We start from the raw sequence: 13,615 nt of genomic DNA, 5'->3' as shown, positions 1-13,615 counted from the left end.
TAAGAGTTAAAAAAGCAAAAATTAAAAGTTCAAGTAAATTACTTTATTTCTAACTCCTAACTTCTAACCCCTAACTTCTTCTCGATTTTCTAGCTGCTTAAACGCAAAGAAAGGCGGCGTAATTGACCCCGCAAACTGGCATCAATTACCTGCGAACCTACTTTGATGATCACGCCACCAATCAACTCGCGGTCTACCTTGGTTTCTAGTTCTACCTGGCGAGCATTGGTGATCGCAATTACTTTCTGTTGAATTGCCTGTTGCTGCTCTTGTGACAAAGGAACAGCAGATGTAACTTCCGCTAACACGGTTTTATTTAACTGCCGCAATAACGCTAGATATTGCTGTAAAATCGGTTCTAAGAACGAAATGCGTCGTTTGTCTACCAACAGCAGCAAAAAATTACGTAAGTAGGCGTTAGCGCTTTCACCCATTATTTGGCTGATAACTCCTTTTTTGTTCTCAGGCTGAACAAAAGGGTTATCAATGAAGTTTTGCAGCTGTTCAGAATTTTGTAATAAATTCAGTAAAGAGCGTGCATCTTCGCCAAACTCTTCTGTCAGGTTTTTTGATTGCGCTATTGACATCAACGCCTGTGCATAAGGTTGGGCAACTTCAACGGTTTCTACATTACTTTTCATCAGCTTACTTCCACCTGCGCGATACTGCGGTCAATTATTGATTGTTGAACATCATCAGCAATCCCAGCCCGCAATTGTGATTCGACTTTTTGCAGTGCCATCGCCGCTACCCGCTGCCGCAACTCCGCAAATGCTCGGTCTCTTTCGGTGTTTAAGTCAGCTGCTGCTGTTTGTTTCAAACGTTCTACATCTTGGGCTGCCCGCGCCAACATAGCTTCTTTAGAAGCTTGGGCGTTTTCTTGTGCAGCTTTACGGATGCGTTGCGCCTCAGCCTGAGACTGGGTTAATTGCTCTTGTGCTTGGGAAAGGGCAGCTTGCGCCTCTTTTAAGCGCCCTTCCGCTTCTTGAATTGCAGTTGCAATATTGGAACGTCGCTCGTTCAAGATATTGCTTAAAACTTTACGTCCGAAGTAGAATAGTATGCCAACCAGAATCGCCAGGTTAACGAGATTGGTTTCAAACAAGTCTAAATTAAGACCGAAACCACCTTCTGCTGCGCCTTCTGCCAGTTCAGAGTGAACAGCGTTCGCTTCTGCGGCAAGTAATAAGAATGTGCCCATGATACTCATCTACAAGTGCGCTGCTCGCTTGCTAATACATTGTATTTTCCCAAGGGGAAATTATGGTGTCTTTTCCCGAAGGGAAAAAAGTGCCTTTTTTTGACACTTAATTAAGCGCTCTGGGACTAATGCCCAGTTGCGCGTATGCTTTCAAAGAACCAGTCTTGTTAGCTGAATCTAAACTAGACTTGGCCCCAATAATTTTTCTAGAATTTGCCGACTTAGAGCATCAACTCGTTGCTCTAAAGAGCGCATAGCTTCCTGCTTTTGTTGCTCTATTTCAACAGCAGCCTGTTCTCGTTGAGCTTGAGCTTCTTTTTGCGCCTCAGCGATTTTCTGGGCAGTAATTTCCTTAGCTTCGGTCTGAGCTGCTTCTATAGTAGCTTGCGACTGTCTACGAGCTTCTGCTAGTTGCTGCTCATATTCTTGAGCTAAACGCTCAGCCTTCGCCAAACGTTCTCGTGCCTCAAGGGTATTTGTTCGGATATAATTATCGCGATCGTCAAGTACCTTGGTCAGTGGCTTATAGAAAATTACATTCAACAAAGCTGCCAACAGCAGGAACTGCAATGCCATGAAGGGCAAGGTAGCATCGAAATCAAACATTTCTCTCCTCTTTGGCTGGAGTAGCAGTTTTCATGGCTAGCAACATCATCCAACCTTTCGTATTTTAGAGACCCATAGCCAACAAGGGTCAAGCAACATTACAAGAATAAATACCCAAAATATTTTGATTGTAGAGGCGTGATGATTCACGTCTCTACGTTAACAAAAACTTTCAGGTATTACGCGAAGGGGTTAGCAAACAGTAACACCAGGGCAATCACTAGACCATAGATAGTCAGGGATTCCATGAAAGCCAAGGTTAAGAGCAAAGTACCCCGAATTTTACCTTCTGCTTCGGGTTGACGAGCAATACCTTCTACTGCTTGACCTGCGGCATTTCCTTGACCAATACCAGGGCCAATTGCAGCTAGACCAATTGCTAGAGCAGCAGCCAGAACTGAAGCAGCAGAAACTAATGGATCCATGTTGATTTTCCTTGCTTTGATTACAGAACTTACAAAAGTACGTTAACTAGTAAAGACGTGTTTTTCACGCTGCACCGAGTTCTTTGTTTTGAGCCAAGATGCTCGTTGGAACTGTGCTATCTACTGAGGAACTCTAATGCTCCTCATGCTCTTCTCCACCGTGTCCCTCCATTGCCTCATGAATATAAGCTCCGGCTAGGGTTGCAAAAACCAAGGCTTGAATGGCACTGGTAAACAAACCCAAAGCCATTACAGGCAGAGGTATAAATAGAGGAACAAGTAGAACCAGCACCGCTACTACCAATTCATCCGCTAATATATTGCCAAATAAACGAAAGCTTAGGGAGAGGGGCTTGGTAAAATCTTCTAGAATAGCGATCGGCAAGAGAACGGGTGTTGGCTCTATATATTTCTTGAAGTAGCCTAAACCACGTTTGCTAAAACCTGCGTAAAAGTACGCTAAAGAGGTTAGCAATGCCAATGCTACGGTCGTATTGATGTCATTAGTGGGAGCCGCTAATTCACCCGATGGCAGCTTTATCAGCTTCCAGGGAATGAGCGCACCCGACCAATTCGATACGAAAATAAACAAGAACAGTGTGCCAATAAATGGCACCCAGGGACGGTATTCTTTCTCACCCAGTTGGTTTTTTGCCAAATCCCGAATAAATTCTAGGGCATATTCCATTAAATTTTGGATGCCGCTGGGAATTCTTTGTATGTTGCGAGTTGCAGCTAGTGAAGCTACTACTAGAATGCTAATCACAAACCACGAGGTGAGAAAAACCTGCCCATGAATTTTAAGATTGCCCAACTGCCAGTAGAAATGTTGACCTACTTCTAATTCGGCGAGGGGAAAAGAATTAAAGGCGTTTAAGACACTAAGCATTTGCATTCTTCAAGCATTTTCCCCAACTAGCGAGGATGGGAGTATTGTCTTTAGTGAGCCTGACTTGTTACGAATCAGGAATGAACGCAATTTGCAACATGTAGACGAGGAGTGTGGCTTTGTAAGTTAGAAATCCCAAGAATATGGGCAAAATCTGTAACTCATGCCATCGAGATGCTAATATAATCAACCCAATAAGCAGAGCAAAACGATTTTTGCTCAGACGGTTTTTCTCATTACTGAGTCGCTCAACGTCTTTAGCCAGCATTCTTAAGTAAACCACACCTGCACACGCCCCAATCAAATAATTCAGGGCAATGTTTAGAGAGTAATAAATCCACACAGAGATAAAAATAATCCCCGTTAAGACAAGTGTGATTTTCAGCAACTTTTGGTAGAGTTGATAAAACTCTTCCATAGAGTTTGCTGGTTCTGTATTTTCAGAGCCAGATTGATCATCTTGTCTTGTTGTCGGCGTGGAAGCAGAAATTGATTCGTCTGACAAGCTCACGGGACTTGAAACCAGTACAGCTAACTATAATGACTGCACATTCAGTCAGCTGAATCATATCACGATCCGGTAACAATACTTTAGAAAAAAACAATTAACTTCTTGCCAATGTTGAGACACCAAAGAAAGCTGGCGCTCTCAGAAGTGAGAGAGCGATTGAGGGGATGAATTAGATAAAAATAAATAATTTTCAGTAAATCAATACCCTCTAAGGTTGTTGTATAATCAGCCTCTTGGTGTTTTGGTAAAGTCGGCGCTAAAAAGATTAGCTGGTGCTTGAGGAGTATTTACACCATGACTGAATTCTCTAATACTCCAACTTGTAGTGTATGTAATACCAAAGTTCAAGAGCGATCGCTGATTACTCTCTTAATCTACATTAGATTTCTCTCAAGTTGCTATAGGCGATCGCCAATGATAATAAATCAGCAATTCAAAACTGTAAAAAATTAAACGTGTAATGGTTGAAAAATTACATTAATTAAAGTAGTAGGAAGACACCAATCCCGCAAGTCAATAAAAGTGTGTCAATAGCACCAACAGAAATAATTTTAAAGCCAGCGATCGCAACACTTCAATTAAGCGGGTGTCAACATTAACAGCTGTTGCTTGCACAGTGATCGCACTTCATTTAATCCCAATTGGACATCTGCCAATATTTCTGCCACTGTTAATTTACCATTACACGTTTGCAGAAACTCAAACTCCTCTGGCGATAATTTGACAATTTGGTAATCGTGGTTAAAAATGCATTGGCTGGGCCATCCATCCATACAAGGATTCAGTTCGGGAATTGCCATTAGTAAAACCTGATCGGCTGACCAGTCGGTTTGTAGTAGGGGAGGACGACCTAAGAAAAATTCGTAATGGGTGACTTCTGGATCTAGTAATTCTATCAAGCGATAACGTTGGCGATCGCTCAAATTTTGTGCCCGTTCTACTAATTCTGGTGCTTTGCTTAACAGTCTTTCCAAATCCCAAAAACCAGGATTGGAAAAGCCAATAAATTCCAAACCTGAAGCATCAATTAATTCAAACAATGTCTCAACGTTATAGTCAATTTCCTGAGGATGAACATACATATCCGCAAAGCATTCATCCCGTTGGTTTTCTAATGACCAACGTTGTTTTTCGTACTTGACAATACGATTGTTTTCTGGTAAGGATGCAAAAATTTGCCGACCAACTTGCACACCATCGCGGTAGTCGCCTTTTTTGTCACCTTGGAGAAGGGCGATCGCTTTTTGCATGAGTTGAATTTCCCAGCGCCCCAACTCTCCATAGACGAAAATATGCATCAAGCCACCTGGGGCTAACTTCTTCGCCAAGGCTTGAATACCACGAACTGGATCGGGGGTATGGTGCAAAACACCAACACAGTTAATTAAATCAAACTCACCCGGTAGCTGTTCTACGTCAAACAAACTGAGGTGATGAAACTCAACGCGATCGGCTCCAGAACGCTGACAACGCTCTTTTGCTACTGCTAAAGCACCAGCGCTGAGGTCAATCCCCACAACAGTAGCTTGAGGATTGAGGTGTACCAAATATTCTGTACCCACCCCGGTACCACAGCCAGCATCTAAAATGCGGATGTCTTGCTTTTGGGGTTTTTGACCAGTGCAAAAACTATGGGCGGCTAGCCAATTCCAGCGCCAATTGTAGCCTGGAGGTGGTTCATCTAGTAGGGGGTCTGGCGGAAAGGGATAGGTGTTGTAGAGTTTGGCAACAGCAGCACTAACAGTTTGGGAATCGGACATGATGAGGAAGAACGCAGCATTTCTGAGTTTAGCGGATAGTGGATGATTAGGGCAAAGATTACTATTGCTTATTTCCTACTATTTATCCAACAGCAAAGTCAGTAAATTGGCGTTTATAAGGAGCGTAAAATCCTAATACAATATCTTCTTTAGGTACTCCAGCAGCAATTAATTCATTAGCGATACCGACTTCTGTGCCATCTCTCTGTATCCAAATTTTTTCGTCTTTGATATCAACATGAATGATGATTCCATAAATTCTCCGTTGTTCTTTCCAGCCAATATTTAAGACTTGATAATGATGGCGTTCTGCATCAAATAACAATTGAACTTCTGTGCCATTCGCCACATCATTAACTGAATGATTAATTAAAATTTCTTGAATAACTTTAGAGTAATTTATTCCTTCCATAAAACAATGTCCTGACTTAAGGAATTAAATATTAAAAGTTTAATTTGATACTCTTTTAAAGAATCTTAAATAAATTGACGCGAGAAAAAGTCTTGGTATGTATCTTGGCTAATAGCTAGATATAAAATGCGTTCTGGTTCTTCTTTTTTTAATGCTAGCCGATAATTCAAGGTTTGACCTAAAGCGAGATGAAATTCCGTTACTTCCGATGCACCTACAAAGGATTTTATTTCTACGGCTATCTTTTGACCTTGTTTTTGCGCTGCTAATAGTCTTTCTGCTCCTAAATCTACAAAAAATTCAATGTCATCAATTTTCAGATGTAGTGGATCATGGGTAATCATCCAACCATCTTTTTCTAAAGCAGTACGGGTCGCTTGATGGAATATATCTTTAGATGGCATAGGTGTCGTAGAGTTTAGCAATAGCTGCACTAACAGTTTTGAGAACTGACATTTCAGGAGCAATATTGCAGCAATTCTGAGTTTAGCGAATGCTGAACACTTCAGGAAGATAATTGCGATCGCCATCAGCCCATATATTTTAAGCAGAAAAGTTGTTTCAGTAAAAACACTACTGTTTAAGTATTTATTAGCTAATAAGATTTAATTATATTTTTGTATAAAAATTTACTTGTCTAGGAGCATTAAATGGCTGTAGGAATGCCTGAATTCGTTGAAAATCCAGAAAATCGTTGCCCTGTAATTCTGTTGCTTGATACTTCTGGCTCTATGTCAGGTCAACCTATCCATGAGTTAAATCGAGGACTTGCTGCTTTCAAAGAAGATGTACTAAAAGATTCCCAAGCATCGCTGAGTGTGGAAGTGGCCATGATCACATTTGGCCCCATAGTTAAATTGATGCAAGACTTTGTGACGATTGACCAATTTACACCGCCTTTATTGGAAGTAGGTGGTGTTACTCCAATGGGTGTGGCGATTGAGTATGCTTTGGATTTTCTAGAACACCGCAAACAGACTTATAAAGACAACGGTGTTCTCTATTATCGCCCTTGGGTATTTTTGATTACAGACGGAGCGCCATCAGATTCTTGGGAGTCAGCCGCGCAAAGATTGAGAGAAGCAGAAGCACAACGCCGACTGTTATTTTTTGCGGTTGGTGTACAGGGTGCTGATACGAATATCCTCAGACAAATTTCTCCGCCTGAACGTCCACCAGTTACGCTAAATGGCTTAGATTTTCGTGAGTTGTTTGCCTGGCTTTCTACTTCGATGAAACGGGTTTCTAACAGTCAAGCCAACTCAATCCCAATTTCGGCAATCAAAAACTTTTAAAGTTATATCTTTTTTGATGGCCGTATTGTACTGTGTCATACCCGCCGGTGTTGTTCCATTATGTCTTGCTGCTCTTGTTTTTGGTAGGTTTGATTTGTTTTTGGCAGGGATTATGGGGATTGGCTATTGTTGTTTTTACCTATGGTTTTACTTCAAATGGCTCTAAAATCAAGCCCCGTTCAACAATATATGCACTGACCAATATGATTGCTGGATGGGAATCGTAATTGGGATTATTATCTTTAATCTGATACGAACCTTTGAGGACTTTACCATCTAAGCTAATGGTTTCTCCACTAGCTAGTTGTACGTCAAAGAACTTGGCAAGACATTCGGAATATTGCTGGTAGTCAATGTGTAATAACCTTCACAGTTTGGTAAACCTAGCAATGTAGCTTTAACTGTGCCATCTGATTGATTTTCAATCAGCACGTCATAAGTTGATTTAGGTGCTGTTTTACAAGGATAAGTTTTCACGGTTAAATTCATGATATTTTTATCCTTCAGTTTTAATTTTTATTATTGATTATAACTTTGCAGCAAAATAATTAATCAAAAGTCGCATTCATGAATTTGGCAATATTTTGCATTATTGATAAATTCTTGCAAATTCTTCAAGGGAATTATTTGTAATGCTGACCCACCTTGTACCTCAGCAGTAATGTAAGCAAACTTTTGCCCGCGATAAAACTGGTCGCGACCAACTTTGCTGATATAGCGAGACTTTTGGAAGTCATTGGCAATATTAGAATTATAAATATTTTGTAATAATTTGACTGCTTTGGCATTTTTTGTGGTGAATTTCATGCTTGAGTCACCACTAACCGTTATTCCTTCTTTAGTCACTGTCCCATTTTGAGAAGTGACATCAGCATAAAAATATAATTTTCCCTTTGTACCCTCATAGCCGTGGGCTTCGCTGTTATATCTCAGAGTTGGTAGTAGAGGTCTGGTCTTTGCCCACTTAACAACGGTGCTAATGTTTTGCCCTGGAAGCGCATTTGCAGGAGTGGCAGCTAGAATAACTGCGATCGCAGATAAAGTGGTATTGAATAAATAGTTAAATTTATAACTTTTATGCATCGTATTTTCCGGTTAGAGAATGCTGAAAGTTAATGCTTAAACCACCGCTGATTGAGAAGTATTCCCAGGTGTCGTTACCTAGAATTATTTTATTGTCAGTAGCATAAACAACTTAACCTTGACTAATGACTACTGTCCACTAAACATTGCTGAAGGCAATTTTGTTTCAACTAAGATTTTGTAACTATTGTAACTATTGTAATAATCGTAGGGTGGACACTGTTACAAACATGAAAATGGAAGTTTTCGGCATCAGTAGACCATGCTTACCCTGTTACTTAGTTACAAAACTTAGATTTTGTCTCAGCCAAACAAGAGTATGTACTCTTAAGACTAGATGCATCTAAGCTACAGGTTCTACACACTTCTTAATAAACCAGCCTTGAGAACGCAAAACGTTCTAATCTAAAAGCTAACTGGGTTAATTTACTGGCAGTTTTGCAGGCAGTACTCTCAAGCTCATAAAGCATAGACACACCAATGTGTCAAGCCTCAAAGCAACCCAGACTTAACACATAAATAATTATGATGGGAGTTTTACAAATCCGATGAGTGTTAAGGCGAGTGGAGGAAGCTCTGTTGCGCGTCCGCAACTATATCAAACCCTAGCTGTGGCAACGATTTCCCAAGCGGAGCAACAAGACCGTTTTTTGGGGAACGGTGAACTAAATGAATTGGCAAGCTATTTTGCCTCTGGTGCAAAGCGTCTAGAAATTGCCCAGACCCTCACAGAAAATTCCGAGATTATCGTGTCGAGGGCTGCTAACCGGATATTTGTCGGTGGTTCGCCAATGGCTTTTTTAGAAAAGCCTCAAGAAGCAGAATTGGCCATGGCCAGTGCTGGTGGCGGCGGGATGAATGTTCAAGAAGGAATGAAACTGGGAACCGTAACCTACGTTGAAAGCCGTGGTGGGTTCTTAGAAAATTTACGTTCAATCTTTAACTCATCTCCTAGCGGCCCGACACCTCCAGGCTTTAGACCAATTAATGTTGCCCGCTATGGCCCAAGTAACATGGCCAAGAGCTTACGGGATTTATCCTGGTTCTTGCGCTATGCAACTTATGCGATCGTTGCTGGGGACTCCAACATCATCGCAGTGAATACAAGAGGTCTGCGGGAAATCATTGAAAATGCTTGCTCTGGCGAAGCAACATTAGTCGCTTTGCAAGAAATTAAAGCAGCTTCACTTTCCTATTTCCGTAAGGATGCTGAGGCTACAGAGATTGTGTCTCAGTACATGGATGTGTTGCTGACCGAATTTCAAGCAGCTACACCTTCAAACAAACTACGCCAACGTCCTTCTAGTGACCAGCAAGGGTTACAACTGCCGCAGATTTACTTTAATGCGTCAGAACGGCGGCAGAAGTTTGTCATGAAGACTGGATTATCAACCAGCGAAAAAAATGAGGTCATCAAAGCAGCATATCGGCAAATATTTGAGCGCGATATTACCCGTGCTTATAGCTTATCGATATCTGACCTAGAATCCAAAGTGAAAAACGGCGACATCTCAATGAAAGAGTTTGTCCGTCGTCTAGCAAAATCTCCTCTTTACCAAAAACAGTTTTACCAGCCTTTTATTAACAGCCGAGTTATCGAATTAGCTTTCCGTCACATTTTGGGACGGGGGCCAAGTAGCCGAGAAGAAGTGCAAAAATACTTCTCGATTATTTCCAATGGTGGTCTGGCAGCCTTAGTCGATGCTTTGGTAAATTCTGACGAATACGCCGATTACTTTGGTGAAGAGACAGTCCCGTATCTCCGGGGTTTGGGTCAAGAAGCCCAAGAATGTCGCAATTGGGGCCCGCAGCAAGACCTGTTTAACTACAGTGCGCCTTTCCGTAAAATACCTCAGTTTATCACCACCTTTGCTGCTTACGAACAGCCACTCCCAGACCAACATCCCTATGGTTCTGGTAATGACCCCTTGGAAATTCAGTTTGGGGCAATTTTCCCGAAAGAAACCCGCAACCCCAGCAGCAATCCAGCTCCTTTTGGCAAGGATACCAAGCGTATCTTGATTCACCAAGGGCCGGGAATTAATAACCAAAATAGCAATCCCAAAGCACGGGGAGAGTTTCCTGGTTCTCTGGGACCAAAGGTGTTCCGGCTAGATCAACTTCCTGGCACTAGAGGTAAGAAGTCCCAAGCAGGAACCAATATTAAATTCTCGGAAAGCTCAACACAGGCTGTAATCCGGGCGACTTATTTGCAAGTTTTTGGTCGCGATCTTTACGAAGGTCAGCGCCTGAAAGTGCAAGAAATTAAGCTAGAAAACGGCGAAATTTCTGTGCGGGAGTTTGTTCGGGCTTTAGCTAAATCGGATGTATTCCGTCAGATGTACTGGACATCGCTGTACGTTTGTAAAGCGATCGAGTATATTCACCGCCGCTTGTTAGGTCGTCCCACTTACGGTCGTCAAGAAAGCAACAAGTATTTTGACATTGCCTCCAAGAAGGGCTTCTACGCGGTGGTTGATGCCATCATGGATAGTCTGGAGTACAGTGAGGCATTTGGTGAAGATACAGTTCCTTACGAACGGTATTTAACTCCTGCTGGTGTAGCGATGCGACAGTTGCGGGTTGGTAGTATTCGTGAAGACGTTGCAAATGTTGACAAACAAGAAGCACTACGGTTTGTGGAACTGGGTACAGTTACCCAAACACGAACAGAACCGGATATTCAGTTCCGTATTAACCAAGGTGTTAGTAAGCAGCGGGAACAAACCAAAGTCTTCAAGTTGGTAGCCAATACTAGCGATAAAGTTGCAGTCAAAACTTTGATTAACGCTGCCTATCGCCAAATTTTCGAGCGCGATGTTGCACCTTACATCATCAAAAACGAATTCACGGTACTAGAAAGTAAACTGGGTAACGGTGAAATTACCGTTAAGGAATTTATTGAAGGTTTGGGTAACTCAAATCTCTACCTAAAAGAATTCTACACACCTTATCCCAACACTAAAGTCATTGAGTTGGGAACCAAACACTTTCTAGGACGCGCACCAATTGACCAAGCAGAAATCCGTAAATATAACCAGATTTTGGCAACTCAAGGTATTCGTGCCTTTATTGGTGCCCTGCTGAATAGTGCAGAGTATAGCCAAGTATTTGGTGAAGATACGGTGCCTTATCGACGCTTCCCGACTTTACCTGCGGCTAACTTCCCGAATACAGAAAAGCTGTACAACCAACTGACCAAACAAAATGATGATGTGGTTGTGCCTAGCTTTGAGCCGACGAAGTCCGGCATTAATGGTGCAAATGCACTGACCGCAGATTTGGCAGCAGATGACAATGGGAAATCCTTGTCTCTGGAATTAGGTCGTTCTTACAACAACGATCTCGGACAATCCATGGAAGTGGGTGTAGATACGAGCCGTCGCCAAGCAGCACGCATTTACCGCCTGAGTGTAGGCACTAACGAGTCAGAAATTCAACAGGTACTCAATGCTGCTTACTCTCAGGTGTTGGATGTATTTGGCGGTCAGGCTCCCGATGATTACCGCTGTACTGAACTAGATAAAAAACTGGGCAATGGAGAAATTTCTGTACGGGAGTTTATCCGTGAACTAGCTAGTTCGGAAATATATCGCCAACGCTTCTATACGCCTTATCCCCAAGCCAAAGTGATTGAGTTCCTATTCCGTCACTTGTTAGGACGTACACCAGCCACTCAAGGCGAAATTAGCCAGTACAGTGAAATGTTGTCCGATCGCGGTTTACGAGATGTTGTAGAAGCAATCGTCAACAGTTCAGAGTATACCCACTACTTTGGTGCAGATGTGGTGCCTTATCAACGTGTGTCATCTGTTCCTACTGGTAACTACCTTGGTAGTGTACAGGCTGCTGCTGACTAGACTTTCAGTTTAGTTTGATTGTCTGTGTCGTTAACTCGACAGCCAAGCGATCGCTAAATATTACTTAGTCAATAGTCAATAGTTTTTAGGCTATTGACTATTGGCTTTTGACAACCTTCAGATTGCAGTTGTGGTTGTAAATCTGAAAGAGAATATTACAAAGTGTTAAGAGCAGTCATAAATGCTCAACAGAATGCCGGAAAATGTTTTGCGGAAGGTAGCTGAATTTGAAAGCTTGTTTACTTGGATTGACTGAAGCAGGCTGTTAACAAAATAGCCATAGCAGTCATTCAACTGTTATCTCTCAAAAAAGAGAACACAGAGCTACTCTTAGCCAAATTACAGTCGCACCTGTTTAATCAAAAATCTGGTTTCATTAGTTTTGGAGGAATCCATTAATGAGTATCGTCACGAAGTCTATCGTGAATGCTGATGCAGAAGCCCGCTATCTTAGCCCTGGCGAACTGGATCGGATTAAAAGCTTTGTTGCAGGTGGTGAGCGTCGCCTCCGCATCGCTCAAATTTTGACCGAAAATCGCGAACGGATTGTTAAGCAAGCTGGCGACCAACTGTTCCAAAAACGCCCTGATGTTGTCTCTCCTGGTGGCAATGCTTACGGTCAAGAAATGACAGCTACTTGTCTACGTGACCTAGATTATTACCTCCGCTTGATCACCTACGGAATCGTTTCTGGTGATGTTACCCCCATCGAAGAAATTGGTGTTGTGGGTGTTCGCGAAATGTACAAGTCCCTCGGCACTCCCATTGATGCTGTTGCCGGTGGTGTCACCGCTATGAAGAATGTTGCTGCCTCTCTGCTATCTGCTGAAGATGCAGGTGAAGCTGGCACTTACTTCGACTACTTAGTCGGTGCGATGCAGTAGGCTCAAGTTGTTTCCCTGCTGAAACAGAAGTATTGCAATAAGGTTGGAAATAAGGAAATAACAACAATGCAAGACGCAATTACCGCTGTCATTAACTCTTCAGACGTTCAAGGTAAGTATTTAGATTCATCTGCTCTGACAAAGCTGAAAGGCTACTTCGCAACTGGCGAACTGCGCGTGCGTGCTGCTAGCACAATCAGCGCTAACGCAGCTGCGATCGTCAAAGAAGCTGTAGCTAAGTCCCTGTTGTACTCTGATATCACCCGTCCCGGTGGTAACATGTACACCACTCGCCGTTATGCTGCTTGCATCCGCGATTTGGACTACTACTTACGTTATGCTACCTACGCTATGTTAGCTGGTGATCCTTCCATCTTGGATGAGCGCGTGCTAAATGGCTTGAAGGAAACCTACAACTCCTTAGGTGTACCTGTTGGTGCTACCGTACAAGCTATCCAATCAATCAAAGAAGTAACAGCCAGCTTGGTAGGCCCTGATGCCGGTAAAGAAATGGGTGTTTACTTAGACTATATCTCCTCTGGCTTGAGCTAAGAGCTAGTTTGCACTTAAGATATTAGGTGTGAATTTATTAAGGCCTGGAAATCAACTGTGAGTGCTAGACAGTTTTGTCGCTTATCTTATTGAATATTTCAGTGATGAGTGTTAGCGGTCTAGTATTGATACTTGAT

14 protein-coding genes and 1 pseudogene are annotated in these 13,615 nt (G+C 42.3%); 4 read left to right on the top strand and 11 right to left on the bottom strand.

Going from position 1 to position 13,615, the window contains the following annotated elements; translation table 11 throughout:
* Positions 1-89 precede the first annotated feature (89 nt).
* The 9 genes and pseudogenes from atpH to I8751_RS00715 all read right to left on the bottom strand — a co-directional run bounded on the left by atpH (position 90) and on the right by I8751_RS00715 (position 6,208).
* Positions 90-641 (bottom strand): ATP synthase F1 subunit delta, encoded by a 552-nt coding sequence (gene atpH / locus I8751_RS00755; protein ID WP_214437257.1) that lies wholly within the window; start codon positions 639-641, stop codon positions 90-92.
* Complete coding sequence (locus I8751_RS00750; protein WP_214437256.1) at positions 641-1,210, bottom strand: F0F1 ATP synthase subunit B; 570 nt, start codon at positions 1,208-1,210, stop codon at positions 641-643. Before I8751_RS00750 ends, atpH begins: the two co-directional genes overlap by 1 nt.
* A 168-nt stretch (positions 1,211-1,378) precedes the next feature.
* Positions 1,379-1,807, bottom strand: coding sequence for a F0F1 ATP synthase subunit B' (locus I8751_RS00745; protein ID WP_214437255.1), 429 nt, complete (start codon positions 1,805-1,807; stop codon positions 1,379-1,381).
* A gap of 179 nt (positions 1,808-1,986) precedes the next feature.
* Positions 1,987-2,232: an ATP synthase F0 subunit C gene (gene atpE / locus I8751_RS00740; protein WP_015112744.1), complete on the bottom strand. Its 246-nt coding sequence runs from the start codon at positions 2,230-2,232 to the stop codon at positions 1,987-1,989.
* Positions 2,233-2,365: 133 nt separating this feature from the next.
* Positions 2,366-3,127, bottom strand: a complete 762-nt coding sequence (gene atpB / locus I8751_RS00735) for a F0F1 ATP synthase subunit A (RefSeq protein ID WP_214437254.1) — start codon at positions 3,125-3,127, stop codon at positions 2,366-2,368.
* Between the two features lie 61 nt (positions 3,128-3,188).
* The gene (locus I8751_RS00730) at positions 3,189-3,632 is read right to left on the bottom strand and encodes an ATP synthase subunit I (protein WP_214437253.1); all 444 of its coding nucleotides are present in this window, start codon (positions 3,630-3,632) and stop codon (positions 3,189-3,191) included.
* 578 nt (positions 3,633-4,210) lie between these two features.
* Positions 4,211-5,392 carry a class I SAM-dependent methyltransferase gene (locus I8751_RS00725; RefSeq protein WP_214437252.1) on the bottom strand — a complete coding sequence of 394 codons (1,182 nt, stop codon included), beginning with the start codon at positions 5,390-5,392 and terminating at the stop codon, positions 4,211-4,213.
* An 82-nt stretch (positions 5,393-5,474) separates the two neighbouring features.
* A complete protein-coding gene (locus I8751_RS00720; RefSeq protein ID WP_214437251.1) occupies positions 5,475-5,804 on the bottom strand; it encodes a XisI protein in 330 nt (109 codons plus the stop codon).
* Positions 5,792-6,208, bottom strand: a pseudogene (locus I8751_RS00715) (XisH family protein). Before I8751_RS00715 ends, I8751_RS00720 begins: the two are co-directional and overlap by 13 nt.
* Before the next feature lie 246 nt (positions 6,209-6,454).
* Between I8751_RS00715 and I8751_RS00710 the strand changes: the two are divergent.
* Positions 6,455-7,099, top strand: a complete 645-nt coding sequence (locus I8751_RS00710; protein ID WP_214437250.1) for a vWA domain-containing protein — start codon at positions 6,455-6,457, stop codon at positions 7,097-7,099.
* A 300-nt stretch (positions 7,100-7,399) separates the two neighbouring features.
* On the opposite strand, the gene I8751_RS00705 is transcribed toward I8751_RS00710, so the two are convergent.
* On the bottom strand, positions 7,400-7,588 hold the full coding sequence (locus tag I8751_RS00705) for a hypothetical protein (protein ID WP_214437362.1): 189 nt from the start codon (positions 7,586-7,588) through the stop codon (positions 7,400-7,402).
* A gap of 63 nt (positions 7,589-7,651) precedes the next feature.
* On the bottom strand, positions 7,652-8,182 hold the full coding sequence (locus tag I8751_RS00700) for a hypothetical protein (protein ID WP_214437249.1): 531 nt from the start codon (positions 8,180-8,182) through the stop codon (positions 7,652-7,654).
* 548 nt (positions 8,183-8,730) lie between these two features.
* On the opposite strand from I8751_RS00700, the gene I8751_RS00695 reads away from it, so the two are divergent.
* From I8751_RS00695 to apcB, 3 genes are all read left to right on the top strand, one after another.
* Positions 8,731-12,042, top strand: a complete 3,312-nt coding sequence (locus I8751_RS00695) for a phycobilisome rod-core linker polypeptide (RefSeq protein WP_214437248.1) — start codon at positions 8,731-8,733, stop codon at positions 12,040-12,042.
* A gap of 398 nt (positions 12,043-12,440) precedes the next feature.
* Entirely contained in the window at positions 12,441-12,926 is a 486-nt protein-coding gene (gene apcA, locus I8751_RS00690; protein ID WP_214437247.1) for a globin family protein, read from the top strand.
* A 66-nt stretch (positions 12,927-12,992) separates the two neighbouring features.
* Positions 12,993-13,478: an allophycocyanin subunit beta gene (apcB, locus tag I8751_RS00685; protein WP_214437246.1), complete on the top strand. Its 486-nt coding sequence runs from the start codon at positions 12,993-12,995 to the stop codon at positions 13,476-13,478.
* Positions 13,479-13,615 lie beyond the last annotated feature (137 nt).

The sequence above is a fragment of the Atlanticothrix silvestris CENA357 genome, assembly GCF_016056295.1.
GTDB lineage: Bacteria > Cyanobacteriota > Cyanobacteriia > Cyanobacteriales > Nostocaceae > Atlanticothrix > Atlanticothrix silvestris.
Note: the sequence above shows the minus strand (reverse complement) of the source record. Positions and strands in the feature narration are given on the sequence as shown.

Excerpts from the sequence above, each read along its gene's own strand:
- atpH (WP_214437257.1), bottom strand. The coding sequence starts at position 641 with ATGAAAAGTAATGTAGAAACCGTTGAAGTTGCCCAACCTTATGCACAG.
- I8751_RS00750 (WP_214437256.1), bottom strand. The coding sequence starts at position 1,210 with ATGAGTATCATGGGCACATTCTTATTACTTGCCGCAGAAGCGAACGCT.
- I8751_RS00745 (WP_214437255.1), bottom strand. The coding sequence starts at position 1,807 with ATGTTTGATTTCGATGCTACCTTGCCCTTCATGGCATTGCAGTTCCTG.
- atpE (WP_015112744.1), bottom strand. The coding sequence starts at position 2,232 with ATGGATCCATTAGTTTCTGCTGCTTCAGTTCTGGCTGCTGCTCTAGCA.
- atpB (WP_214437254.1), bottom strand. The coding sequence starts at position 3,127 with ATGCAAATGCTTAGTGTCTTAAACGCCTTTAATTCTTTTCCCCTCGCC.
- I8751_RS00725 (WP_214437252.1), bottom strand. The coding sequence starts at position 5,392 with ATGTCCGATTCCCAAACTGTTAGTGCTGCTGTTGCCAAACTCTACAAC.
- I8751_RS00720 (WP_214437251.1), bottom strand. The coding sequence starts at position 5,804 with ATGGAAGGAATAAATTACTCTAAAGTTATTCAAGAAATTTTAATTAAT.
- I8751_RS00710 (WP_214437250.1), top strand. The coding sequence starts at position 6,455 with ATGGCTGTAGGAATGCCTGAATTCGTTGAAAATCCAGAAAATCGTTGC.
- I8751_RS00705 (WP_214437362.1), bottom strand. The coding sequence starts at position 7,588 with ATGAATTTAACCGTGAAAACTTATCCTTGTAAAACAGCACCTAAATCA.
- I8751_RS00700 (WP_214437249.1), bottom strand. The coding sequence starts at position 8,182 with ATGCATAAAAGTTATAAATTTAACTATTTATTCAATACCACTTTATCT.
- I8751_RS00695 (WP_214437248.1), top strand. The coding sequence starts at position 8,731 with ATGAGTGTTAAGGCGAGTGGAGGAAGCTCTGTTGCGCGTCCGCAACTA.
- apcA (WP_214437247.1), top strand. The coding sequence starts at position 12,441 with ATGAGTATCGTCACGAAGTCTATCGTGAATGCTGATGCAGAAGCCCGC.
- apcB (WP_214437246.1), top strand. The coding sequence starts at position 12,993 with ATGCAAGACGCAATTACCGCTGTCATTAACTCTTCAGACGTTCAAGGT.